The 23,367-nt window shown below is 67.1% G+C and carries 20 protein-coding genes; 8 read left to right on the forward strand and 12 right to left on the reverse strand.

What is annotated here, in order from left to right:
* Positions 1-292: 292 nt before the first annotated feature.
* The 4 genes from ACFWIX_RS13220 to ACFWIX_RS13235 form a co-directional block, all read right to left on the reverse strand.
* Complete coding sequence (locus ACFWIX_RS13220) at positions 293-673, reverse strand: universal stress protein (protein WP_377216584.1); 381 nt, start codon at positions 671-673, stop codon at positions 293-295.
* A gap of 39 nt (positions 674-712) precedes the next feature.
* Positions 713-2,683 carry a tripartite tricarboxylate transporter permease gene (locus ACFWIX_RS13225; protein ID WP_377216585.1) on the reverse strand — a complete coding sequence of 657 codons (1,971 nt, stop codon included), beginning with the start codon at positions 2,681-2,683 and terminating at the stop codon, positions 713-715.
* Between the two features lie 8 nt (positions 2,684-2,691).
* Positions 2,692-3,885 (reverse strand): Bug family tripartite tricarboxylate transporter substrate binding protein, encoded by a 1,194-nt coding sequence (locus tag ACFWIX_RS13230; protein WP_377216586.1) that lies wholly within the window; start codon positions 3,883-3,885, stop codon positions 2,692-2,694.
* A 73-nt stretch (positions 3,886-3,958) separates the two neighbouring features.
* Positions 3,959-5,038 (reverse strand): PrpF domain-containing protein, encoded by a 1,080-nt coding sequence (locus ACFWIX_RS13235; RefSeq protein ID WP_377216587.1) that lies wholly within the window; start codon positions 5,036-5,038, stop codon positions 3,959-3,961.
* Positions 5,039-5,317: 279 nt separating this feature from the next.
* Between ACFWIX_RS13235 and ACFWIX_RS13240 the strand changes: the two genes are divergently transcribed.
* From ACFWIX_RS13240 to ACFWIX_RS13250, 3 genes are all read left to right on the forward strand, one after another.
* Entirely contained in the window at positions 5,318-6,232 is a 915-nt protein-coding gene (locus ACFWIX_RS13240; RefSeq protein ID WP_377216588.1) for a LysR substrate-binding domain-containing protein, read from the forward strand.
* Positions 6,233-6,240: 8 nt separating this feature from the next.
* A complete protein-coding gene (locus tag ACFWIX_RS13245) occupies positions 6,241-7,449 on the forward strand; it encodes an MFS transporter (RefSeq protein WP_377216589.1) in 1,209 nt (402 codons plus the stop codon).
* Positions 7,450-7,621: 172 nt separating this feature from the next.
* Entirely contained in the window at positions 7,622-7,873 is a 252-nt protein-coding gene (locus ACFWIX_RS13250; RefSeq protein WP_377216590.1) for a hypothetical protein, read from the forward strand.
* Between the two features lie 115 nt (positions 7,874-7,988).
* On the opposite strand, the gene ACFWIX_RS13255 is transcribed toward ACFWIX_RS13250, so the two are convergent.
* The gene (locus ACFWIX_RS13255) at positions 7,989-10,493 is read right to left on the reverse strand and encodes an ATP-dependent DNA ligase (protein ID WP_377216591.1); all 2,505 of its coding nucleotides are present in this window, start codon (positions 10,491-10,493) and stop codon (positions 7,989-7,991) included.
* 40 nt (positions 10,494-10,533) lie between these two features.
* Between ACFWIX_RS13255 and ACFWIX_RS13260 the strand changes: the two genes are divergently transcribed.
* Positions 10,534-11,631, forward strand: coding sequence for a Ku protein (locus ACFWIX_RS13260; RefSeq protein ID WP_377216592.1), 1,098 nt, complete (start codon positions 10,534-10,536; stop codon positions 11,629-11,631).
* Positions 11,632-11,653: 22 nt separating this feature from the next.
* On the opposite strand, the gene ACFWIX_RS13265 is transcribed toward ACFWIX_RS13260, so the two are convergent.
* Complete coding sequence (locus ACFWIX_RS13265) at positions 11,654-11,920, reverse strand: Rho termination factor N-terminal domain-containing protein (protein ID WP_377216593.1); 267 nt, start codon at positions 11,918-11,920, stop codon at positions 11,654-11,656.
* 175 nt (positions 11,921-12,095) lie between these two features.
* Between ACFWIX_RS13265 and ACFWIX_RS13270 the strand changes: the two genes are divergently transcribed.
* Positions 12,096-12,950 carry a class I SAM-dependent methyltransferase gene (locus ACFWIX_RS13270; RefSeq protein ID WP_377216594.1) on the forward strand — a complete coding sequence of 285 codons (855 nt, stop codon included), beginning with the start codon at positions 12,096-12,098 and terminating at the stop codon, positions 12,948-12,950.
* Positions 12,951-13,077: 127 nt separating this feature from the next.
* Here the strand turns inward: ACFWIX_RS13270 and ACFWIX_RS13275 are convergent, their stop codons facing one another.
* The 5 genes from ACFWIX_RS13275 to ACFWIX_RS13295 all read right to left on the reverse strand — a co-directional run bounded on the left by ACFWIX_RS13275 (position 13,078) and on the right by ACFWIX_RS13295 (position 17,838).
* Positions 13,078-13,356, reverse strand: coding sequence for an HPr family phosphocarrier protein (locus ACFWIX_RS13275; protein ID WP_377216595.1), 279 nt, complete (start codon positions 13,354-13,356; stop codon positions 13,078-13,080).
* A 64-nt stretch (positions 13,357-13,420) separates the two neighbouring features.
* Entirely contained in the window at positions 13,421-15,448 is a 2,028-nt protein-coding gene (locus tag ACFWIX_RS13280) for a fructose-specific PTS transporter subunit EIIC (protein ID WP_377216596.1), read from the reverse strand.
* 2 nt (positions 15,449-15,450) lie between these two features.
* A complete protein-coding gene (locus tag ACFWIX_RS13285) occupies positions 15,451-16,431 on the reverse strand; it encodes a 1-phosphofructokinase family hexose kinase (protein WP_377216597.1) in 981 nt (326 codons plus the stop codon).
* On the reverse strand, positions 16,428-17,252 hold the full coding sequence (locus tag ACFWIX_RS13290) for a DeoR/GlpR family DNA-binding transcription regulator (RefSeq protein WP_377216598.1): 825 nt from the start codon (positions 17,250-17,252) through the stop codon (positions 16,428-16,430). The genes ACFWIX_RS13285 and ACFWIX_RS13290 overlap by 4 nt, the downstream gene beginning before the upstream one ends.
* A 328-nt stretch (positions 17,253-17,580) precedes the next feature.
* On the reverse strand, positions 17,581-17,838 hold the full coding sequence (locus ACFWIX_RS13295) for a DUF6458 family protein (RefSeq protein WP_377216599.1): 258 nt from the start codon (positions 17,836-17,838) through the stop codon (positions 17,581-17,583).
* A 163-nt stretch (positions 17,839-18,001) separates the two neighbouring features.
* On the opposite strand from ACFWIX_RS13295, the gene ACFWIX_RS13300 reads away from it, so the two are divergent.
* The 3 genes from ACFWIX_RS13300 to ACFWIX_RS13310 all read left to right on the forward strand — a co-directional run bounded on the left by ACFWIX_RS13300 (position 18,002) and on the right by ACFWIX_RS13310 (position 21,925).
* Entirely contained in the window at positions 18,002-18,619 is a 618-nt protein-coding gene (locus ACFWIX_RS13300) for an alpha/beta hydrolase (RefSeq protein WP_377216600.1), read from the forward strand.
* A 105-nt stretch (positions 18,620-18,724) separates the two neighbouring features.
* Entirely contained in the window at positions 18,725-19,462 is a 738-nt protein-coding gene (locus ACFWIX_RS13305; protein WP_377216601.1) for an HAD family hydrolase, read from the forward strand.
* A 120-nt stretch (positions 19,463-19,582) separates the two neighbouring features.
* Entirely contained in the window at positions 19,583-21,925 is a 2,343-nt protein-coding gene (locus ACFWIX_RS13310; RefSeq protein WP_377216602.1) for a glycoside hydrolase family 65 protein, read from the forward strand.
* A 12-nt stretch (positions 21,926-21,937) separates the two neighbouring features.
* Here ACFWIX_RS13310 and ACFWIX_RS13315 read toward each other — a convergent pair whose 3' ends face one another.
* Positions 21,938-23,227 carry an MFS transporter gene (locus ACFWIX_RS13315; protein ID WP_377216603.1) on the reverse strand — a complete coding sequence of 430 codons (1,290 nt, stop codon included), beginning with the start codon at positions 23,225-23,227 and terminating at the stop codon, positions 21,938-21,940.
* Between the last annotated feature and the right edge of the window lie 140 nt (positions 23,228-23,367).

Raw genomic sequence — 23,367 nt, forward strand, 5'->3', positions numbered from 1 at the left:
GCAGGCCTTCAATTTTACGGGGATTCCCAGACTTTTTCGGCTTGAGTGCCGTAGGATCGGGTGTTTTTGGGCTGTTTTCCGGCCGATGGGCGGCGCGTGTTTCCGGCGCTTTCCCCGCGCTATTACTGGGAAGCGGCCGGTCACAGCGGATCGTTACCTAAATTTTTCTTTTGTCGACCCTTTTTGGGGCCTTTCACCGCGGAAACCCGCGGAAAATGTGACGGGGAACACCACTTTCAGACGCGTACGACGGCGGCTGTTGCCGCCGTCGTACGCCCACCTTGTGGAGTTCCTAGAGCCTGTCCGGGCGTACCGCGAGTACAGGGCAGGTGGCGTCCAGCAGGATCCGCTGGACGGTGCTGCCGAGGATGAGTTTCCCCACCATCGAACGGTGCCTGAGCCCCACCACGATCATGTCCACATTCCGGTCCTGCGCGATCTGGATCACCGCATCGCCGGGATCCGACAGGACCGAGGACTCAAGCGTCAGGGTCAACCCGGCCGCCATCAGCTGTGATTCCAGCTGCTGCACTTCCGCTGGTTCCAGGTCGTGGTGGCCGCGGCCCACGTTGACGATGAGCAGGTCCGTTTTCCTGAGCAGGGCTTCCGCTATGCCCGTGGTCAGGGCCTCCCGGCCTTCGAGGGAGGGTATGTAAGCAACGAGAACCGTCATGTTGGGCTTCTCTCCGGTAGGTGGTGTGGATGGGCTGGGCTAGACGAGGGTATTGAGCCAGCCCTGCGGCAGGTCGATCGGCAGCAGGGAGGGCAACACCAGCAGCACGGCGTACAGGGCCAGGGTGTAGATGATGGCCACCTTGAGCCTTGCTCTGGCGACGACCAGCAGGAACGCGGGGATGAAAATGGTCACCGCTACGAGGTAGCCGAAGGCTGCGGTGAGGGCCAGGAATCCGGTCATCCACAGGAACGTCTTCAGGGCGAAGCCGGCATCCAGCGTCCATCCCGCGCCCGCGGTCCGCGCGCGGAGCCGGGACCTGATTTCCGTGGCGAGCAGGATTCCCGAGAATGCCAGGCCGCCGATGCTGACCAGTTGGGGCACCAGCCGCGCTTCCGGCGAGAAGGATGCCGAGGCGATGAGGGCTGCGGCGAATGCCGTGGCGAAGATGCCTGCCGCAGCGAGCGACCAGGTGGAGTTCTTCAGCGGGCTCTCGTCGTCTTCGGGACGTTCGTCGCGGTGGCCGTCGTCCAGGTTGGTGCTGCGGCGGGCGCGGATGAACTTGATGAACGCCCACATCATGGGCAGGACCAGGATCCCCAGGAAAACCAGCACGCCCGGGCGGGCCATCCAGTCCAGGCCGTTGTAGAGGCTGTCCGTGAGGAAGTAGTAGCGCTCCAGCGGAATGGCCAGGACGAAACCGATCAGGAACGGGGCGCGGGGGAAGCCGGTGGACTTCAGCAGCCAGCCGAAGACACCGAGGATGATCATGATCCAGAGGTCGCCAAGCTGGCCGCCCTCCTGGAAGGATCCGAGCAGCATGACCGCAACCAGCCCGGCTGCCAGGACGGCGAAGGGAACCTTGGTGAGCCTGGCCAGCTGCTTGACGCTGAGGAAGCAGAACAGGGCGCCGAGGACGGACGCAATGGCGAAGGACCACACGATGAGGTACATCAGGTCCAGGTGCTCCGTGATGATGGACGGCCCCGGCTGGATGCCGTAGGTCAGGAGCATGCCCAGGAGCATGGCCGAGGGAACGCCGCCCGGGATGCCGAAGAGCAGCGTGGGAATGAGGTCCCCGGCTTCAACGGAGTTGTTGGCGCTTTCCGGGCCCACGATGCCGCGTGGGTCTCCCTTGCCAAACTTGCGCTTGTCCTTCGCTGTTGCCACGGCCTGGCCGTACGCAAGCCACGTTCCGGCGGTGGCGCCGACGCCGGGCAGCACGCCTGCCCAAATTCCGATCAGTGCCCCACGGATCACCTGGGTCCAGTGGGACAGCCACTCAACGATGCCCTTGCCCCAACCGCCGCCGAGGCTGATGTCCTGCTTCTGGCCCCGCCGCTGGCTGGCCCGCGACGCGATTTCAGCCAGGCCGAAGATGCCCAGGGCAACAGCCACGAGGGAGAGTCCGTCACCGAGGAAGAGGCTGCCGAAGGTGAAGCGCTCCTCCGCGGTGGTGGGCGAGGTGCCCACCATGCCGAGGATAAGGCCGAGGAGGCCGGCCGAAACGCCCTTGATGATGTTGCCGCGGGAGAGGACCGCGGCGAGTGCGACGCCCAGGACCGTCAGCATGAACAATTCGGGGCTGGCGAAGGAGAGCACGAGCGGCCGGGCGAGGGGAATGGCGAGGGTCAGGCCGATGGCACCGATGATGCCGCCGGCCATGGACGACAGGAAGGCCAGCGTGAGGGCACGCGCAGCCTCACCCTTTTTCGCCATCGAATATCCGTCCAGCATGGTGACACTGGCCGACGCCGAGCCGGGGGCGCCCAGCAGGACAGCCGAGACGGTGTCCGAGGTATGGACCACTGCCAGCGCGCCGATCAGGAGCGCCAGAGCCTGGGGCGGTTCCATGCCGAAGGTGATGGGGAGGAGGATGGCGACCGCACCGGTGCCGCCCAGGCCGGGAATGAGGCCCATGACCAGACCGGCCACAACGCCGATCAGGAGCATGAGGAGCAGGGAAGGGTCAGCGAGTGACGCCAGCGCTGCCATAGCGGAATCAAGCATGATTGTCCTTATTCAACGTGGATGTCGTAGTTGCTCTCGAGCAGTTCCTGGACATAGGACCTGACAGAGCTGCTGACGGTGTAGGCGTCCCGGACGCGGTCGGCCATGCCGGCGTCGGCCACGAGCGGGTAGCCGCCGAGGACCTTGGCGGCCTTGTCTTGGAATTCTTTGTCGGCGCCCAGCTTTTCGCTGGACTCCCGCAGGAGCGTGACAGCCTTTTCCGGCGTCTCCTGCGGGACCCACAGGCCCTTCTGGTAGGTGTAGGTGAGGCCCAACAGGGTCTTGTAGGCCTCGAACTTCTCGCCCGAGGGCTTCTTGCCGTGGAGGCGTTCGTAGGCCTCGGGGACGGTGGGGACGTCAGGGAAATTGGGGTCGCGGACCACTTCGCCGGACCCGTCCAGCTGGCCGAAGGACATCAGCACCGTCGCCTTGCCTTCTTCGACGATGCCCTTGACGGCCGAACCGTAGGCGGACGTGGTCTGGTAGTCCAGGTCGATTTCGCCGCGCTGCAGCGCCAGGTTCACCGGCCCCCGGCCTTCAAAGCCAAAGGTGGAGGTGACCTCCGCCTCGAGCAGGTCGAAAGCGACCAGGGTGGTGATGTCCAGCCCGGTGGCGCTGATGCCACCGAACTCCAGGGGCTTGTCCCTGTTCACCAGGTCCTCGACCCCGTTCACGCCGGCCTCGGTCCGGGCGTAGATAACGCCGCCGGTGCCGTTGACCACCACCGGCTTGAGGTCCTCGAAGGAGTACCGGACGGCCGAGCGCCCCAGGACCCAGGGCACTACTGTGGAGGCGGTCCCGACGAGGATTTCCGTGCCGTCGGCTTTTGCCGAGCGGGCAAACTTGTTGGTGCCTGAGATACCTTCGCCACCCGGCTCGTTGACGGGGGCAAATCCCGGGCTGCCGGGGATGTAGTGGGTCAGTTCGGTGCCGATGAACCGCGCCCAGGTGTCTGTTCCGCCGCCGGAAGCGAGGGGGATGAGGAATTCCAGGGTCTCGCCGCTGAAGTTGCCGTCTTCGGTGCTGGAGGGCGGGTTCAGCAGGCCGCCGCCCACCACTGTGGTAGCGACGCCGAGCGCGGCGAAGGAGGCAACTACGGCCAGTATGGTTCGCCGGGAGTGCTTCGGAGGTTCCGGTTGCTCGGCGGTGGGGGTGTCATATGACGGACCGGGGGGTTCCACGTATGTTTTCTGACTCGTCATTGAGGATGTCCTTTGATTGTAAGCCGCCTGCGCGGGGAGCCGCGGCGGATTTGGGGTGGCCTGTTTAGTGGGGCTACCAGGTGTCCGGGAGGAGGAGCTCGGCGTCCGCGATCCTGCGGGCGCTTCGCAGTGCGCCCACCACCGTGGCGCCGTCGATGGTTTCCGACCAGGTCTGCACCAGGCCGGCGGGGGTCCGCATGGTGACTCCGGCTGAGACGTCGGTGGAAACCAGACTGGTCATCACCGTTCCGGCGTGCTGCGCCGCCATGGTCAGTGCCACGCTGCCGGTGATTGCGAGGGCGGGGTGCAGGCGGCCCATGGAAAGCATCCGGACCACGACGTCGGCCTCGTCCGCTTCCCCGGCCCTGGCCGCAAGCGCCAGCTTGGGGATGGCGCGTTCTGCCGCGGCGCGGGTGGATGCGAGGCCCATCCGGACTGCGGCATCCCGGCGGAGGTTGTCGAGGTGCGCCAGCAGGTCTGCCCGGGTATCGATGTCTGCGGCGGTCTCGTGGCCGGTCAGGCCTACCGACTCGGCTTCCACGATGACCAGCGGGGCTCCTGCATCGATGAGCGTGACCGCCACCTGCCTGCCGTCGAAGTCCAGTTTGTCCACCGGGTCCCCGGTGGGAAAGAGCTTGCCGGTGGTCCTTCCTGCAGGATCGAAGAACCCCATTCCCACCGCCATGCCGGGGAAGGGGACTCCGGGGATCAGCTGGTTTCCCGGGTACAGCAGTTCCCCCTGGGGGGTGTCCACCTTTTGCAGGATGAGCTGGTTGGTGTTGGTGTTCAGCGTCCGGACCGACGTGCTGTCCGCACCGGCGGCGACCCACCCCCGCTCAATCGCGTAAGGCGCCACCACTGCGGAACAGTTGCCGCAGTTGCTGGCCCAGTCCACCTTCTGCTCTTCCACACCCACCTGCGCGAACGTGTAGTCCACGTCTGCCTCGGCGCTGACGGACCGGGACAGGATGACGGCCTTGCTGGTGGTGGACGTGCCTCCGCCGACGCCGTCGATCTGACGGTGGTCAGGGCTGCCGAAAAGCCGGAGGAGTACTTCGTCCACGGTCTTCCCGGGAACCTGGAGGTGGTCCCATTCGAACACCCAGCACTTGCTGGTTCCTCCGCGCATCCACGTGGCCGGAATCTTGAACATGATTGCTTTCAACACCTTTCTCTGGCCCGCTTACCGGGCCGGCGGCCTCATGGCCTAACCCAGTGTGGGGCTCGTCATGGATGAATTACAATCACGAAAAAATGCATATACTTGCAGTTTTACTTCATTCACTGCGGCGACTCGGAGCGCAGAGGTGACCCTTAGTGGTCGCCGGAGCCGCAAGAGCTGGGTGGTTAACCATGATTTTCCGCTGAAGATGAAGGATATGTATAGAATTGTCGGACGGGGTTAATCAACACTTCAAAGGCGGTTCTGCGAATGCTGAACATCAGGAGGCTCGAGCTCCTGCTCGACGTCGTCGAGCTCGGCTCGATCACTGCCGCAGCGGAAAAACATGTCTATTCACCGTCCGGCGTATCCCAGCAGTTGCGCCGCCTGGAAGCGGAGGTTGGCCAGCCACTCCTGCAACGCCAGGCCCGGGGGATGGTGCCAACGGACGCCGGACACGTCCTGACGGCCCATGCCCGCAGGATCCTGCGCCAGATGGCAGCCGCCGAGGCGGACCTGGCCGAAATCGCGGGCCTCAACCGCGGCAGCCTTACCCTGGGGACCTTCCCCACCCTCGGCGGTTCGTTCCTGCCCCTGGTCATCAGCAGGTTCAAAGCCCAGTACCCGGCTATCGAACTGCACGTCCGGAGCAGCCGGTTCGATGACCTGATCGAGATGCTTGAAAACGGCCAGGTGGGCATGTCGCTGCTGTGGGATTACGAGTGGAACCGGCTCAGCCCGGAGAACTTTGCGCTGACCACGGTGTTCGAAGATTCCACTGCGCTTATCGTCGGCAAGGAACACCGGCTCGCGCGCCGCAAGCAGGTGGACATGGCCGACCTGGCGCACGAAGAGTGGATCGTCCGCGAGCAGGACCACCCGGTTGTCGAAGTGCTGCACAGAAGCGCCCAGGCTGCCGGGTTCGAGCCGAAGATTTCGTTCCACGCCAACGACTACCAGGAGGCCCAGGCCATGGTCAGCGTGGGCCTGGGCATAGCGCTGGCCCCGCGGACGGCAGTTGTGAATAAGCACCCGGGCGTCAGCATTGTGTCGCTGGGCAGCAGTGCCCCGTCCCGGCGGGTGCTTCTGGCCCACCGGCACGACCGGGTCAGGGCCGCGGCCGAAATCGCGTTCCAGGCGACGCTGCTGGAAGTTGCGAAAGAAAGCAGCGCCGACTTCAAATAGGGGGCCCCTTGAGTAAGAACCGATCGCGGTCGACGCGATGGCTGTGGATGCTGATAGCGTCCGCCGTCCTCTGCCAGGTTGCCCTGAACCTTGCCCGCCCGCTGATCTCCTACAAGGTCCTGGCCCTCGGGGGTGACTCGCTCACCGTGGGCCTCACGTCGGCGTCGTACGCGCTGGTTCCCGTTGCGGCGGCTCTGTGGCTCGGCAGGGTGTCCGACCGGCGCAGTTCGCTGCGCGGGATGGTGGCTGCCGGCACCCTGCTGCTGGCCGCCGGCCCGTTCGTGCTCTTCGCGTCCTCGTCGCTTCTCCTCGTTGCGGCGGCCAGCGCCGTGCTCGGCCTCGGGCATCTTTTCTTCACGATCGCCGGCCAGTCGGCGATCGCCCGTTTCGTTCCCCTGGACCGCATGGATGCTGCCTTTGGCTGGTTCACGGCATCCTTTGCCGTGGGTCAAATGATCGGCCCGCTCCTTGCCGGCCTCGCCATGGGCGACACGGGAGGAGCGCCGGCCGGCGTTCGTCTGGCGGACTCCAACGCCGGCCTGGTCATGGCCGGTGCCATTGCGTTCTTCGCTGTTCCGCTCGCCTTCGGGACCGCAGCCCGGGGTGCCCCCGGCGGGCCAAAGGCCGGGCAGCCGGTGCCGGATGCCCGGCCGGTCTCCATTGCCGCGCTGCTGCGCTATCCAGGCGTGAAGACCAACATGGTGGCGAGCCTGGCGCTTCTTGCCACCACGGACATCCTGGTCGCCTTCCTCCCGCTCCTGGGCGAAGCCAAGGGCGTCCCGCCGGCAGTGGTCGGCGTCCTCCTCGCCGCGAGGGCCGCCGCCTCGATCGCATCGAGACTGCTGCTGCCGCTGCTCGTGGCCCGTTGGAGCCGTCCGCGGCTTGTGCTGGCAAGTCTTGCCGGAGCGGGGACTGCCCTGGCCCTTGTGCCGTGGCTTTTTGAACGTCCCTTGGCGGCAGGGATCCTGCTGGCGCTCGGCGGGTTCTTCCTTGGCCTGGGCCAGCCCATCACGATGACCCTTGTCACGCAGGCGGTTCCAGCGGCCTCGCGCGGCGCGGCGCTCGCCCTTCGCCTGCTGGGCAACCGGATAGGGCAGGTCACCTTGCCGGCCGCAGCCGGTCTGCTGGCCGCTCCGGTGGGTCCCAGCGGGGCACTCTGGATGTCGTGCGTGGTCCTCGGTGCAGCCTGCCTTCGCTGGCCCGGAAAAAAGGGATAAAACTCCGGTGTTGGAAGCCTCCGCGGGGTTCCCAGACGCGCCCGGCGTGCCTATCGTTGATCCATGGAAACTCACCCCTTCGGCTAGGCGCACGCCTGCCATCGGATGTTCCTCCAAGCCTGCCCCGTCCCCAGGGGAAGAACTCCATTCACAACGGCGGAAAGGAAGAACAATGGCTCACCAAAAACCTGCACTTGCACCCGAGGTGGCTGACCACCTGGCAGCTTCAATGAACGCCCCGGACACGGCCGGACCGGCGCCGGTCCGGTTTGGCGGTGCTCCGCAGCAGAACTCCTGGCCCGATGGCAACGGCAAGCGCCGCCACCCCAAGGACCGTGGCGCGGGGCACGGCCGCATGGGCCACGAGGCCGCGGTCACCGCTGTCCACCGCACCAGCCGGCCGCAGATGCCGCACTCCTCGTAGGACTGCCGACACCCAAATTTGAAATCGACGCGCAGATTCCCTGGCGCCCACCGAATATCCGGTGCGCCAGGGAATCTGCGCGTCGCCAGGGAATATGGGGGTCGAACACCGCGGCTCAGCCCTCCCGGACCACCTCGTCCGGGTCCTTGTCCAGCCGCCAGCCCCGCCACACGGGGTGCCGCAGCCGGCCGGGTCCGGTCCATTCGCTGTAGGAGACTTCGCCCACCAGCTGCGGGGTGATCCAGTGCGCGTCCGCGGAATCCGGCCGGGGGACGTCGTGGAAGGGCGACGTTTTCCGGGCCAGCGGGTCCACGGTCTGCCGCAGTTCAGCCAGTTCGCGGCCGCTGAATCCGCTGCCCACCCGCCCCACGTACTGCAGCTTGTCACCGTCCGGTATCCCCACCAGCAGTGACCCCACGGTGTCCTGACGGCCGCCCTTCCCGGGCCGCCAGCCGCCCACCACCACTTCCTGCGTCTGCTCCACCTTGAGCTTGATCCAGGTGCGCGTCCGTTGCCCGCTGACGTAGCGGCTGTCCGTCCGCTTGGCCATCACACCCTCGAGTCCCAGTTCCCGTGCGCTTTCCAGGATGTGCTCCACCTTGTCCGGCAGCACCGGGGAAAGTTCCACCGCCATGTCCTGCCCGACAGCAGCCGAGCCGAAGAATTCCTCCAGCCGGGCCCTGCGTTGGGTGAAGCCGAGCCTGCGAAGGTCCGTTCCGCCGTCGTACAGCAGGTCGAAAAGCAGGAGCCGCACCGGGATGGCCGCCTGGGCCTTCGCGACGTCGGCGGGCCGGGTCAGCTTCATCCGCCCCTGCAGCAGGCCGAAGTCGGGCCGGCCTCCGGGGCCCGGCGCGATGATTTCGCCGTCCGCCACGAACGGCTCTTCCGGCCAGCTCCCGCGGTCCGCGAATTCCGGATAGGTGCGCGTGACATCATTGCCGTTGCGGCTGAAGATCCGGATCCGTTCCCGGTCCGCCACCAGGACGGCCCGCACGCCGTCCCATTTCAGCTCGAACTGCCAGTCGCTGCCCTGCAGATCCGCGGTTCCGCCGGACGTCGCCATCATCGGCCGGAACTCGAGGGGGTCGACGGCGGGTTCCCCACCCGCGGAGGCCGTCGCCTTGGGCGCTCCCTCTTTAGATGCTTCGGACTTAGCCGCCGCCTCCTGCGGTGACGCCGCCGCGGGAGCCGCGGGCCGCCGTCGTCCGCCCTTCTGCTCCTGCTCCATCAGGTGGATGAGCCACTGCCCCTCGGCGTCCGGTCCCTTGCCGCGCCCCGTGTTGATCAGCGCGAACTTGCGCGTCCCGCCCAGGCCGCCGCCCTCGGACCCGGTGAGAGTGGCAATGACTTCCTTCCCGTTGATCCACTTGTGCAGCTCGTAGGTGCCGTGGTCCCAGATGGTTACCTCGCCGGCACCGTACTCGCCTTTGGGGATGGTCCCTTCGAAGGTGGCGTAGTCGAGCGGGTGGTCCTCGGTCTGCACCGCCAGGTGGTTCTTGCCGCCGGTTTCGGGGACGCCCTTGGGAAGCGCCCAGGAGACCAGCACGCCGTCGTGCTCCAGCCGGAAGTCGTAGTGCAGGCGGCTGGCGTGGTGCTCCTGGATCACGAAGGAATTGCCGCTTCCGCCCTCGCCGGTGAACGGTTCGGGCGTCGCCGCGGGGTCCCGCATCCTGCGGTACTTGGCCAGACGGGGGTTGGCGTCCTGCGCCGCCCCCTCGGCAGCACCTCCGGCAGCCTTGACGACGGCGGCGAACGGGTCCTTCCCGTCCCGCACCCGCCGCATCACCTCGCGGTAGTCGAGGTGCTTCAGGCTGGTTGAACTGATCTCCCGCCAGGTCCGTGGTGCTGCGACCAAGGGAGTGGGACGGCCGCGCAGCGAGTAGGGGACCACGGTGGTTTTGGCGGCGCTGTTCTGGCTCCAGTCCACCAGGACCTTGCCGGTGCGCAGCGTCTTCTTCATGTCGCTGACGGCCAGGTCCGGGTGGTCCGCCTCAAGGGCGCGGGCCAGCTCCTTGGCGAACGCGGAAACCTGCTCCGAACTCTGGGTGCCATCCAGCGCCGCGTACAGGTGGATGCCCTTGCTGCCGCTGGTCACGGGAACCGGGTCCAGGCCCACGTCCTGCAGGATGGCCCGTGCCAGCAGAGCCACCTCGCGGCACTCGGCCAGGCCTGCCCCGTCGCCTGGGTCCAGGTCCAACACCAGCCGGTCCGGATTCAGTGCGTTGCCGTGCGAATCCACCTGCCACTGCGGGACATGGATTTCCAGGGAATTGATCTGCCCGAACCAGGCCAGGGTGGCCGGATCGTTGACCAGCGGGTAGGTGATGGTCCGCTCCTTGTGCGTGATTTCGGCGCGGGGCACCCAGCCCGGGGCGGAGTCGTCCAGGTTCTTCTGGAAGAACACCTCGCCGGGCTTGTCCGCCGTGCCCACGCCGTTGACCCAGCGCTTCCGGGTGGCCGGCCGGTTGGCGGCTGCGGGGACCAGGACGTGGGCCACGGCGGCGTAGTAGGCCAGGACGTCCGCCTTGGTGGTTCCGGTGTCCGGATAGATGATTTTGTCCAGGTTGGTGAGCGTCAGTTCCCGTCCCGCGACCCGGACGCGTTCCTTACTGCCGGCCACGGGGCTTCACCTCCGGCCCGGTGTGATGTTCACTTGAGGGATGAGAGCCATCTGGAAAGGTGCCATCGCGTTTGGGCTGGTCAACGTGCCCGTCAAGGTCTACAGCGCCACTGAGGATCATGACATCAGTCTGCACCAGGTCCACAACGCTGACGGCGGACGCATCCGTTACCAGCGGCGTTGCGAGGTGTGCAGCCAGGTCATCGACTACTCGGACATCGAGAAGGCGTACGAGGAAGACGGCCGGACGGTGGTCCTCTCCAAGGACGAGCTCAAGTCCATCCCGGCGGAGAACAGCCACGAAATTGAAGTGGTCCAGTTCGTCCCGTCGGAGCAGCTCGAGCCGATGATGTTCGAGAAGAGCTACTACCTGGAGCCCGATTCCAAGTCGCCCAAGGCCTACGTGCTGCTGCGCAAGGCGCTGGAGGACACGGACCGGGTGGCCATCGTGCAGTTCGCGCTGCGGGAGAAGACCCGGCTGGGCGCGCTGCGCATCAAGGACGACGTCCTGGTCCTGCAGTCGCTCCTCTGGCCGGACGAGGTGCGCGAGGTCAACTTCCCCGCGCTGGACACGTCCATACGGATCTCCGCCCAGGAACGGGAGATGTCCGCGGCGCTGGTGGAGTCCATGGCGGCCGACTTCGAGCCCGCGTCCTTCACGGACGAGTACCAGGTGCAGCTGCGCCAGCTCATTGAGGCAAAGCTTGAGCAGGGTGAGTCGCTGGACACTGAGGAGACCTTCGGCGCTGAGGCAGGCGAGGGCGGCAAGGGCGAGGTCATCGACCTGATGGAGGCCCTCAAGCGGAGCCTCGACCGGAAGCGCGGCGCGGAGTCCGGGGCAGATACCAAGGAAGCGGACGCGGACGACGACGGCGCGCACGAGGGCGGGGACGGCAAGGCTCCCGCCCGGGGCACCTCCCGGGCCAAGGCTTCGGAGGGCAAGGAAACCACCGCGGCCAGGAAGCCCGCAGCCAAGAGCACGGCGAAGACCGCCGCTGCGAAGAGCACGGCGGCAAAGAGCGGGACCGCGAAAGCCCCGGCCAAGTCCACCACGGCCAAGTCCACGGGAGCGAAGTCGACGGCGGCCAAATCCACCGGGACCAAGTCCAGCGCCGCGCGGGCCCGGAAAGGAGCCTGACCCGATCAGGAGCAGGCGAGACTCAGGAGTTGCGCAGTGCGGAAATGAGCTCGCTCTTCTTCTTTTTCGAGTAGCCCGTGAGGCCGATGTCCTTGGCCTTTGCCTTCAGCTCGGGGACGGTCCAGTCCTCGTAGCTTCCCGACTTTCCGCCCTTGTGCCCAACGGCGGAGCGGCCCTTCTTCGCCGCCGCGTTGGAGATCCTGGCGGCTTTCTGCTTGGACGCGCCGTCCTCGCGCAGTTCCTCGTAGAGCTCTGGGTCCTTCAGGCTGGGGTTCTTCTTGGCCGGCATGGCGCCCTCCTCGGTTCGCGGCTGCTGATGGTTCCACGCTAGGCGCGCCCCTCGCGTGGTTCAAGGACCTTTCCGGCACGGCACCTGCGGCACCGAACCTTTACAGCCGGTGCGCGTGCGTCCACAATGAGTCGCATCGAGTCCGCGGGGATACCTTCGCGGGAGAGGACCCGGGATGAGCCACACGAAGGACACGGAGCGGGCGGCGGAAGCAGACCGTGTGCTCAAACAGAAGCACCGGGCAATGTGGGCCTCGGGGGACTACCCGGCGCTCGCCGGAGAGCTGATTCCCGAACTCGGTGCCGTCCTGGTGGAAGCCTGCGGCATCAGGGCCCGCCAGCGAGTCCTGGACGTCGCTGCCGGAGCGGGAAACGCCGCCATTCCGGCAGCGTTGATGGGCGCGCGGGTGGTGGCGTCGGACCTCACCCCCGAACTCTTCGAGGCCGGCCGCCGCCAGGCCGCCGAACGGGGAGTCGGCGTCGAGTGGGTGGAAGCGGACGCCGAGGCCCTGCCGTTCGATGACGGTGCGTTCGACGCCGTGATCTCCTGCGTGGGCGTCATGTTCGCCCCGCACCACCAGGCCGCGGCGGATGAACTGGTCCGCGTCTGCGCGCCGGGGGGCACCATCGGCCTGCTGAGCTGGACGCCGGAAAGCTTCGTGGGGCAGATGTTTACGGCCATGCAGCCCTTCGCCCCGCCGCCGCCGCCGGGTGCCCAACCCCCGCCGCTATGGGGGGACGAGGAACATGTCCGTGCGCTGCTGGGGGACCGGGTCACAGACGTGCAGGGCCGGCGCCGGCAGCTCGCCGTCCGGAGCTTCCCCGGCCCGGAGGACTTCGTCCGCTACTTCAAATCGCATTACGGACCCACCATCGCCGTCTACAAGTACCTGGCCGGCGACATGGACAAGGTCAAGGCATTGGACCAGGCCCTCCTGGAGCTGGCTGAGGCCTTCGGTGACTCGCACGGCGACGCCCCTTTCCAGATGGAATGGGAGTACCTGCTCTTAACGGCCAGGAAGCCCCGCTAACCCAACCCCGCGCTTAAACCGCGGCAGCCGCCGTCGGGCGCTTCTTCCGGGCAACTTCGGGGAAAGGTTCCGGGGAAAAGACGTCCGACGGCGGCCGTCGGGTCAGGTGCGCAGGGCACCGGTGCTGCTACTCGGCGTCGTGATCCGTTTCCAGGATCTGGACCAGGCGGTCCAGGGCGCTGTCAGCGCCGTCGCCTTCGGCACGGAGGACCACCACGTCGCCGTGGGCGGCACCCAGGCTCATGAGGGACAGGATGCTGGCCGCGTCCATGGCCTCGTCAGCGGGCTCGCCTTCGCGGGCGATGGTGATGTCGAGGTCGAACTCTCCGGCTGCCTCTGCGAAAATCGCGGCGGGGCGGGCGTGCAGGCCAACCCGGCTGGCGACTGTTGCGGTGCGTTCTGGCATTGTTGCTCCTTTGGCTTGCGGCCCCGTGTTGCGTGGGACCGTTGGAATCGGGGGTGCTGCGGGGTCAGACCGTCGCGGGAACGGTCTCCACCGTAGCAGTGCTCTTCGGAGCGGCCCAGCGCTTGAGCGCGATCACGGTCAGTGCGCTGACCACGGCACCGGCGATGATCGAAACCACGAACATCAGCAGGTTGCCGATGGCGAAGAATACGAAAATACCACCGTGAGGTGCCTGCGAGGTAACGCCGAACGCCATGGTCAGCGCACCGGTGAGGGCGCCGCCCAGCATGCTGGCCGGAAGGACGCGCAGCGGGTCGGCAGCAGCGAACGGGATGGCGCCTTCGGAGATGAAGGACGCGCCCAACAGCCAGGCGGCCTTGCCGTTTTCGCGCTCGGCCAGGCTAAAGAGCTTCCTGTCCAGGACGGTGGCCAGGGCCATGGCAAGCGGCGGAACCATGCCCGCGGCCATGACGGTGGCCATTATCTGCCATGGCGCCTGGTTGTCTGCACTGCCCGCGCTCAGGCCGGCGACGGCGAAGGCGTAGGCCACCTTGTTCACGGGTCCGCCCAGGTCGAAGCACATCATGAGGCCCAGGATGATTCCCAGCACGACGGCGGATGCGCCGGTCATGCCCGACAGCCAGGAGTTCAGTCCGGCGGTGATGCCGGCGATGGGTCCGCCGAGCACCAGGAACATCAGGCCGGACGCCACGATGGAAGCGAGCAGCGGGATGATCACTACGGGCATCAGGCCGCGCAGCCAGCGCGGAACCGACCAGCTGCCGATCACATGGGCGATGTAGCCGGCCAGAAGGCCGCCCACGATGCCGCCCAGGAATCCGGCACCCATGAACCCGGCAACTGCGCCGGCAACGAAGCCCGGTGCGATGCCGGGACGGTCGGCGATGGCGTAGGCGATGTAACCTGCCAGTGCCGGGACCAGGAAGCCCATGGACAGGGCGCCGATCTTGAAGAACACGGCACCCAGGTAAGCGGCGAGGCCGCCCTCGGGAAGGTTGCCGAAGCTGTTCTCCAGGACCACCTTGTCCGCGACATCGGTGATGTCGTAGCCGCCCAGCAGGAAGCCCAGGGCGATGAGCAGGCCGCCACCGGCCACGAACGGGATCATGTAGCTGACGCCGGTCAGCAGGGCGCGCTTCAGCTTCTGGCCGATGTGCTCGCCCTTTTCGGCTGCCGCCTGCTCGGCCTGTTCCTCCGCACCGAAGTGCGGGACGCGGCGGGCATTGGGGTCCGTGGCGGCCGCGAGGGCTTCCTGGACCATCTTGGCGGGTTCGTCGATGCCGCGCTTCACGGGTGCGTTGATGACGGGCTTGCCGGCGAAGCGCTCCTTGCCGCGCACGTCCACGTCTACTGCGAAGATCACGGCGTCCGCGGCGGCGATGACGGCCGGGTCCAGCGGCTTGGCGCCTGAGGAACCCTGCGTCTCCACCTGCAGGTCCACGCCGGCTTCCTGGGCTGCAGCTACGAGTGAGTCGGCGGCCATGTAAGTGTGCGCGATGCCGGTGGGGCAGGCGGTGACGGCTACGAGTCGCTTGGGTGCCGCGGCGGTGGGGGCGGGCTCGGCAACAGGGGCAGCAGGCGCAGCGTCAACCGGCGCAGCGGCTGCGTGTGCGGCCGGCTTGTCTGCCAGGGCGCCCTCCACCAGCGCCACGATCTCTTCCCCGGAAGAAGCGGCGCGCAGGGCGGCCGTAAAGTCCTTCTTGATGAGCGAGCGGGCCAGCTTGGAGAGCAGCTTCAGATGCTCCTGGTCTGCGCCGTCCGGGGCGGCGATGAAGAACACCAGGTCAGCGGGGCCGTCCTTGGCGCCGAAATCCACCTTCGGGTTAAGCCGGGCCATGGCCAGGGCAGGCTCGGTGACGGCGGCTGAGCGGCAGTGCGGGATCGCGATGCCACCGGGGATACCGGTGGCGGTCTTCTGTTCGCGGGCGTATGCGTCGGTGAAGAGGCCTTCAACCTCGGACGCGCGTCCGGCGGCAGCAACCTTGCTTGCCAGGTGCCGGATCACCGCTTCGGGTGAGTTGCCCAGGTTCTGGTCGAGCTCGACCAGTTCCGTGGTGATGAGCTGGGTCACTGTCAATCCTTTCGAAGGGCCGTGATGGTTACGGCATCCGGGGTGGTTTGGTTGACTGCCGGAACAGTGGATCCGGGCAGGGAAGCGGCGGCGGCACCGTGGGCCACTGCCTGTCGTAGGCAATCGGCCGGGGCGGCGCCCCGGCCGTGGGCGAGCAGGTAGCCGGCCAGAGCGGAATCGCCCGCACCTACCGTGCTCACCGCGGCGACCGGCGGATGCGTGGCCAGCCACGCGCCGTCGGCCGTTACAAGGACAGCTCCCTTGGATCCGAGAGTTGCCAGCACAGCACCCACACCGGAACGCACGACGGCGGCGGCGGCCCGGGCGGCTGCCTCCGGATCCGCTTCGAGCTGTTCAGCGGTGGCCGGGGCGAAGCCTGCTGCAGCAGCCAGTTCCGCCAGTTCTTCGGCATTGGGCTTCAGGAGGTCCGGCATGCCTGCCGCGCCGCTGGAAACGGCTGCGGCGAGTGGCTGCCCGGACGAGTCGACGGCGACCAGGGGGGCGGCGCCGTCGTCCGTGGAACGCAGGCGCTGCGTCACGGTGGAATAGAAATCCGCGGGGAAGCCGGGCGGCAACGAGCCTGCCAGGACCACCCAGCGGGCGCCGCGGGAGCGTTCCAGCAGCAGTGTGATGAGGGCTTCCTGCTGGCCTTCATCCAGCGTGGGCCCGGGTTCGTTGATCTTGGTGGTCACGCCGCCCGGCTCGGTGAGCGCCACGTTGGTCCGCAGTGGCTCGGCGATGGGCAGTGAGACGAAGGGGACCGCGTGGTCGCGCAGGCCGGCCAGGACCGGGTCGCCGTCACCGCCGGGGAGGACGGCCACGGAATCCAGGCCGGATGCCACCAGCGCGCGTGAGACGTTGACGCCCTTACCGCCGGATTCCTGGCTGACGGAGACGGCCCGCTGCACTTCGCCGCGTTCCAGGGGTCCGGGGAGGGCCACCGTGCGGTCCAGGCTGGGGTTGGCCGTAAAGGTGACGATCATGCGACCACCACGTCTACGCCGGCCTCGTCCAGGGCGGCCGCGAGTTCGGGGCCGGGTTCGCTGTCTGTAATCAAGGTGTCCAGGTCTTTCAGGGAGGCGAACTGGACCAGGGTTTCCGTGTCCAGCTTGGAGGAATCGGCCAGCACCACGATGCGGCGGGCGGAGTGGACGAAAGCGGCCTTGACGGCAGCCTCTTCGGCGTCCGGGGTGCTCAGCCCGAAGGTGGCGTGCACGCCGTTGGTGCCCACGAACGCGATGTCCGGGCGGATACGGGCCGCGGCTTCCACCGTTCCGTGTCCTACCGCAACCTGCGTCAGGCCGCGGACCCGTCCGCCCAGGATCTGCAGCGCGATCCCGGGGACGGCGGAGAGCTTGGCGGCGATGGGGACGGCGTGGGTGATGGCCACCAGTTCGGCGCCGTCGGTATCCCGGCCTTCGGGGAGGTGCGCGTCGGAAGGTACGACGGCGGCGCGACGGGCCAGCAGGCCGGCGAGCACTTCCGTGGTGGTTCCGCCGTCGATCAGGATGCTGGCGTGGGAATTGCGGGGGATCAGGGCCAGTGCGGCCTCGGCGATCCGGACCTTCTGGTCGGGGCGCTGGATAGCGCGGGCGGTGACGCTTTCCTCGGTGGTGCTGAAGCGGTCCGGGGCCACGGCGCCGCCATGGACGCGGCGGATGGTGCCGGCGTTCTCCAGCGCGGCGAGGTCCCGGCGGACGGTTTCGGTGGTGATGTTGAAGCGCTCGGCCAGCAGGGTGACGCTCACCCTGCCATTGCCGGCCACAAGGTCGGCAATCTTCTGCTGGCGCTCCTCGGCAAACACATACCCTCCGTTGCGTATTTCTGGTAGTGACTCGCATCACATGATGTTGAGTTACTTGACTTTATCTTTGATTCTGTGGGTTTGTCAATGGAAACCAACACGAAACCAAATCCTGGCCACCCTCGGGTCGGCCCCAGCCCGATCCTGCGCGCCGGCTGCTTGTTCCCCGCGGGACGGACTTTTCCCCCGGTAATGCACCGGGGGAAAAGTCCGTCCGACGGGGAAATCCGGGCGGGGGTGGTGGCTTAAAGCGGAAAGCCGGGCCGGACCACTGCTGGTCCGGCCCGGCTTTCCGGGTTGTATTGGGAGTCTGGAGTTCGCCGGGAGTCTAAAGTTCGCCGTCGCGGCTTTCGTTGCGGGTGATGCGCTCACCGGTGTTTGGGTCCACCACGGACCGGGATTCGCTGACCCGCCGCCTGCGTCCGGGGGAGGCCAGGACCAGCGAGACGATCAGCCCGATCACGCCCACAACCATCAGGATGTAGCCGATGAGGACTTGGTCAACAAAGGGGATCAGGCCCGGGGCTACTGCCCAGGCGAGAATGGCGCCCAGGGCGATGAGGAAAATTGAAGAACCGATTCTCATGACGTACTCCTTCGTGTCCGCGGGTTGCGGATCCAGTAGGTGCTACTGCCGGTGTGTCGAGTCCTGCCTGTAAGCGTCACCGTACCCCGCGCCCCCGGCTGATTCAACGAGCCGCGCCCGCAGCGGGAGGACCGCAAGGTTCGCTCTCGCTAGCATGGGGCCCATGGACACTGTCGTGTGGTCGCGCCACGGGGACCAGCGGCCGGGAACTCCGCTGCTGGTCATGATGCACGGCTATGGCACGGATGAATCGCGCATGGTCCGGCTCTTCGACTACCTTCCTCCGGAGTTCACCTGTGCGGCACTCCGTGCGCCAATGCCGGTGGGCGACCACTATGGCTGGTTCCTGTTGGACTATTTCCTGGCCAATGACTTCGCGGACGTGGTCCGCGTCAGCAACCAGGTGCACGCCTGGGTGGATTCCGTCCGGGGCCGGCACACCAGCGTCAGCTTGCTGGGATATTCGCAGGGCATGGCGATGGCAAGCACGCTTCTTCGCCTGCATCCAGCGGACTACCGGGCTGTGGTGGGGCTGTCCGGCTTCGTGCTGAACAACGAGCTCCTTGCCCTGACGGACTCGTTCGAGGCTAAGCCGCCGTTTTTCTGGGGCCGGGACAAAGCAGACCTGGTGATCAACCCGGACGCCATCAGCTACACCGCCGAGTGGCTGGAAAAACACACCATGCTGACCGCCCGGACCTACCCCGGCATGGGCCATGCGATGTCCAAGCGGGAGATGGCAGACGTGTCCGCATTCCTGCGTCACTACGTATCTGGCTAGGGGTGCGGGAAAAAACAGTTGCCAGCCAAATTTGTAAGCGCTTACACTCTACTTCGGCCGCGACCGCGGCCACTAGACTGGGGGACTAAGGACACTGCACTGCTGATGACTGAACACACTGCAACCGACGCCCCCGCCTGGACCGGCGCGTCCGGCATCCTTTTCGACCTCGATGGCGTGCTCACCCCCACCGCCACTGTGCACGAAAAGGCCTGGCAGGAACTCTTCGAGGGCTACCTTGCCGCACATCCGGAGGCCCGGGCCTACAGCGAAAGCGACTACTTCGACCACATCGACGGTAAGCCGCGGTTCGACGGCGTACGGGACTTCCTTGCATCGCGCGGAATCACCCTCCCGGAAGGTCCGTTGGATGACAATCCGGCCAACGACACGGTGCAGGGCCTGGGCAACCGGAAGAACGCGGTCTTCAACGAGATCGTCAGCGCCGGTGTCGAGCCGTTCGAAGGGTCGGTGCGTTTCCTGGAAGCTGCGCTGGCCCGCGGACTGAAGGTCGCCGTCGTATCTTCTTCACGGAATGCCCCGGCGGTCCTAGACGCCGCCGGCCTCAGCCACCATTTCCCCGTGGTGGTGGATGGTGTGGTCGCAGCCCGCGAAGGCCTGCCAGGCAAGCCGAGCCCCGCCACCTACGAGTACGCCGCCCGGCTCCTGGGACTGCCCAGCAAGGAATGCGTCGTGGTGGAAGACGCCGTATCCGGCGTCCAGGCCGGCCGGGCAGGGCAGTTCCACTCCGTCATCGGCGTGGACCGCGGCGCCGGCCGGCAGGTCCTGCTCGACGCCGGTGCCACCCTGGTGGTCAACGACCTGCAGGAACTCGTTCCCTAAACCGCGGCGGCTCCTCCCCCCAAGAAAGCCCTGCGAGACCCGAAACGCCGCACCACCGCCGAAGATCTGGCCCGGCCACGAGCCGGCAGTGCAGCCAACCGCCAAAAGGACCCCAACACCATGGCTCTCATAACAGCGGACCGCGAAAGGTTCCCCGACACCCCCTGGCAGCTCGTTGAAACACGGCACGAACCGGGCAATGCCGGCACCTTGGAAACCATCTTTGCCCTGGGCAACGGCCACCTGGGCATCCGCGGTGCCCACTCGGCCACGTCGGACGCCGAGCTGCCCGGCACGTTCATCAACGGGCTGCACGAGACCTGGGACATCAAGCACGCGGAGAACGCGTTTGGTTTCGCCCGGACCGGCCAGCGCATCATCTACGTGCCGGACGCCAACAACTTCACCATCGTGGTGGATGGCGAAGTGCTCAGCCTCGCCGAGTCCGAGGTGCTGGATTACCGCCGTTCGGTGGACTTCTCCACAGGTGTCTACGAGTGCCGCACCACCTGGCTGTGCCGCTCCGGCGCCGCCGTGACCACCACGGAACGCCGCGCTGTTGGCTACGTTTCACGCGGCAGCCTGGGTCTTTCCCTCGACGTGGAGACGGACCGGCTGGTCTCGCTGGACGTCACATCCTCGGTCATCAACCGTCAGGATCAGCCTGTGGAGGACCACTCGGAGCATGATCCGCGGCGTTCCGGCCGGCACGCAGGCCGGGTCCTCCAGCCGCTGCGGCTCGACGGCGGCGACGGCTCCCTCCGGCTCGCCTGGCAGACCGCAGCGTCCCGGCAGCGCGTCGGCGTGGCCGTAGACCACTGGACTTCACCGGGCCACCAGCCGTTTGAGACGAAGGTGGACCAGGACGACAGCAACGTCCGCTACGTCCTGGCCGTCACGGCGGAGGAGCCCTTCCGGCTGGAGAAGAGTGTCAGCTACGCAGCCGTCTTCGACGCCCACGATGACGCCGCGGATGCAGCCGAAGCTGCTGAAGCCGGCCTGCTGTCCGTGCAGGACGTCTTTGCCGAGAGCGCGGCGCACTACGGCGCCTACTGGGCCACCTCGGACATTGTGGTGGACGGCCAGCCGGGGCTGCAGCAGGCCATCCGCTGGAACCTGTTCCAGCTGGCGCAGGCCACCGCCCGCGCGGACGTGGCCGGCATCCCCGCCAAGGGCGTCACCGGGTCAGGCTACGAGGGCCACTACTTTTGGGACCAGGAGGTCTATCTCCTGCCCTACCTGACGTACACGAATCCCGACGGCGCACGCCAGGTCCTCGAGTTCCGTCACGCCATGCTTCCCGAGGCCCGGTACCGCGCCAAGGAATTGAGCGTGGACGGTGCACTGTTCCCGTGGCGCACCATCAACGGGCTGGAGGCCAGCGCCTATTACGCCGCCGGCACCGCCCAGTTCCACATCGCCGCGGCCATCGCCTTCGCCACCAACCGCTACCTGTGGGCCACCGAAGACACAGCGTTCCGGGACGGGATGGGCGCCGAACTCCTGATCGAAACCGCGCGCATGTGGATCTCGCTCGGCTTCTTCGGCAAGGACGGGCTCTTCCACATCCACGGCGTCACCGGCCCGGATGAGTACACGGCCGTGGTCAACGACAACCTCTACACGAACGTCATGGCCCGCTTTAACCTCCGTGCCGCCGCTGCACTGGAGCACGCAGGCGTCACCCATGAGGAGCGGCAGCTGTGGGATGCCGCCGCGGACCGCATGCACCTGCCCTACGACGAGCGCATGCAGGTCTACTCGCAGGACAACGACTTCATGACGCTTGAAGCCTGGGACTGGGACACCCCGCGCTCCAAGTACCCGCTGCTCCTGCACTTCCACCCGCTGGTCATCTACCGCCACCAGGTGCTGAAGCAGGCGGACACGGTGTTGGCCATGTTCCTGCAGTGGCAGGACTTCACCGCGGAAGAGAAGCAGCGCGCGTTCGACTTTTACGACCCCATCACCACCGGCGACTCCACGCTGTCTGCCTGCGTCCAGGGCATCATGGCCGCCGAGGTGGGCTACTCCCGCGAGGCGCTGGCACACTTCACGAACGCGGCGTTCATCGACCTCGACGACACCCACGGCAACACGATCGACGGTGTGCACATCGCGTCCACCGGCGGCGTGTGGAGCTCGCTGGTGTGCGGCTTCGCTGGCCTGCGCGACCAGGGCCCCGTGCCGTTCTTTGACCCGCGCCTGCCGGCCTCCTGGGACGGGCTGTCGTTCCACCTGATGATCCGCGGACGGCTCCTGCAGGTAACGCTCGACGCCGGTTCCCTCACCCTGGTGGTGCAGGACGGCGAACCGCTCGAGGTTGACGTGCGGGGGCAGCTTCTCACCGTGGGTGCCGCGCCGGTAAAGGTGGCGCTGGAGCCGGTCGACGCACCCGAGGCGACGGTCTTCCCGAGCCAGCTCCCGACGTCGAGCATTCCCGTGGTGCGCGGCCGCAGCTAAGCGCCTCGTGCGTCAGTCTCCGGCCGCCGTCGTGCGTTCCAGCCCCGGTGAGTGGTCCAGGGGGTGGGCCAGTTCGTCGTCCGGCATCCGGGCGGCGGCCAGCGCGACCACCGCCATAACCGGGCAGACGGCCCCGGCCACCAGGAAGATCAGCCAGATGGGCAGCACCTCGGCGGCCGGGCCAGCCAACGCCATGGACACCGGCATCAGCGCGAGCGACACGAAAAAGTCCAGGCTGGACACCCGGCCCAGCAGGTGCGCAGGCACGCGCCGCTGCAGCAGTGTGCCCCAGATGACCATACCGATGCTGCCGGTGGCGCCGAAGACGAACAGCGCCGCGGCAACGGCCCAGAAGCTGTCCATGATTCCGACGGCGGCCAGCGGCAGGGTGCCCGTGCCCCACGCCGCCATCATCACCGTGAGGTAGCGGCGGGGGAGCGGCAGCGATGCGGTCAGCAGCGAACCCAGCGCCGAGCCCGCACCAAGGATTGCCAGCAGGAAGCCGAACATGCGGGAGTCGCCGCCCAGCTGGTCGCGCACCACAAAGGGGACCAGCACCTCGATGGGGCCGATGAGGAACAGCACGGAGATGCACGCCCAAAGCAGCGTCCAGAGGAGCCAGGGCGTGCGGACTGTGTACGCGACGCCTTCCCGGAGGTCCTGGACGAAGGTGGACTTCCTGGCCGGCTCGGTGCCTGCCTCCGTCCCTGGTGCTGGCCGGCCCAGGAAATTCAGCACGACGAACGCGAGCAGGTGGCACACTGCCACGGCGGTCACCGCGTGCGATGGCGACAGGGCCGCCACCACGACGCCCGCCACCGCGGGACCGGCGGCCTGCTGCAGCACCGGGCGCATGGTCCCTTCCATCCCGTTGGCGGCCAGGAGGTCGCCCGGGGGAAGGATGCGCGGCAGGATGGCGGAGTAGGCCGGGAAGAAGAAGGCTGCGCCCACGCCCAGCACGAACGCTCCTGCCGCCAGGTGCCAGATCTGCAGCAGCCCGGTCATTGCCAGTCCACTCACGGCGGCGATGACGGCGAGGTTGGCACCCTCCACGGCGATGATCAGACGGCGCTGTGGAATCCGGTCCGCAGCGATGCCGCCGGCCAGAACGAACGCCACGAGGCCCACGCTGCCGGCAGCGGCCACCATGGACAACTCCAGCGGGCCCCCGCCCAAGTGGATGACCTGGTAGACCATGGCCACCGCCCACATGCCCGAGCCGAAGATCGAAATGGCCAAAGCGGAGGTCAGGACCCGATATTCACGGTGGGCAAACGGACGCAGAGCCTTGGGGGTGGGCATCCCCCAATCCTAGTTCCGCACCTCTTAAAGCAGCACGGGGTCGGGTTAGCGGGCGAGGAGGCTGGCGGCTTCCTGGCGGGTGGTGCCGGAGTCCTGGATGCCTTCGGCGATGTGGGCGAGGTGTTCGGGGATTTCGCGTC

The organism is Pseudarthrobacter sp. NPDC058362, assembly GCF_042723515.1.
Taxonomy (GTDB): Bacteria; Actinomycetota; Actinomycetes; order Actinomycetales; family Micrococcaceae; genus Arthrobacter.

Excerpts from the sequence above, each read along its gene's own strand:
- ACFWIX_RS13275 (WP_377216595.1), bottom strand. The coding sequence starts at position 13,356 with ATGCCAGAACGCACCGCAACAGTCGCCAGCCGGGTTGGCCTGCACGCC.
- ACFWIX_RS13225 (WP_377216585.1), bottom strand. The coding sequence starts at position 2,683 with ATGCTTGATTCCGCTATGGCAGCGCTGGCGTCACTCGCTGACCCTTCC.
- ACFWIX_RS13300 (WP_377216600.1), top strand. The coding sequence starts at position 18,002 with ATGGACACTGTCGTGTGGTCGCGCCACGGGGACCAGCGGCCGGGAACT.
- ACFWIX_RS13230 (WP_377216586.1), bottom strand. The coding sequence starts at position 3,885 with ATGACGAGTCAGAAAACATACGTGGAACCCCCCGGTCCGTCATATGAC.
- ACFWIX_RS13295 (WP_377216599.1), bottom strand. The coding sequence starts at position 17,838 with ATGAGAATCGGTTCTTCAATTTTCCTCATCGCCCTGGGCGCCATTCTC.
- ACFWIX_RS13235 (WP_377216587.1), bottom strand. The coding sequence starts at position 5,038 with ATGTTCAAGATTCCGGCCACGTGGATGCGCGGAGGAACCAGCAAGTGC.
- ACFWIX_RS13240 (WP_377216588.1), top strand. The coding sequence starts at position 5,318 with ATGCTGAACATCAGGAGGCTCGAGCTCCTGCTCGACGTCGTCGAGCTC.
- ACFWIX_RS13270 (WP_377216594.1), top strand. The coding sequence starts at position 12,096 with ATGAGCCACACGAAGGACACGGAGCGGGCGGCGGAAGCAGACCGTGTG.
- ACFWIX_RS13260 (WP_377216592.1), top strand. The coding sequence starts at position 10,534 with ATGAGAGCCATCTGGAAAGGTGCCATCGCGTTTGGGCTGGTCAACGTG.
- ACFWIX_RS13285 (WP_377216597.1), bottom strand. The coding sequence starts at position 16,431 with ATGATCGTCACCTTTACGGCCAACCCCAGCCTGGACCGCACGGTGGCC.
- ACFWIX_RS13315 (WP_377216603.1), bottom strand. The coding sequence starts at position 23,227 with ATGCCCACCCCCAAGGCTCTGCGTCCGTTTGCCCACCGTGAATATCGG.
- ACFWIX_RS13305 (WP_377216601.1), top strand. The coding sequence starts at position 18,725 with ATGACTGAACACACTGCAACCGACGCCCCCGCCTGGACCGGCGCGTCC.
- ACFWIX_RS13265 (WP_377216593.1), bottom strand. The coding sequence starts at position 11,920 with ATGCCGGCCAAGAAGAACCCCAGCCTGAAGGACCCAGAGCTCTACGAG.
- ACFWIX_RS13250 (WP_377216590.1), top strand. The coding sequence starts at position 7,622 with ATGGCTCACCAAAAACCTGCACTTGCACCCGAGGTGGCTGACCACCTG.
- ACFWIX_RS13220 (WP_377216584.1), bottom strand. The coding sequence starts at position 673 with ATGACGGTTCTCGTTGCTTACATACCCTCCCTCGAAGGCCGGGAGGCC.
- ACFWIX_RS13310 (WP_377216602.1), top strand. The coding sequence starts at position 19,583 with ATGGCTCTCATAACAGCGGACCGCGAAAGGTTCCCCGACACCCCCTGG.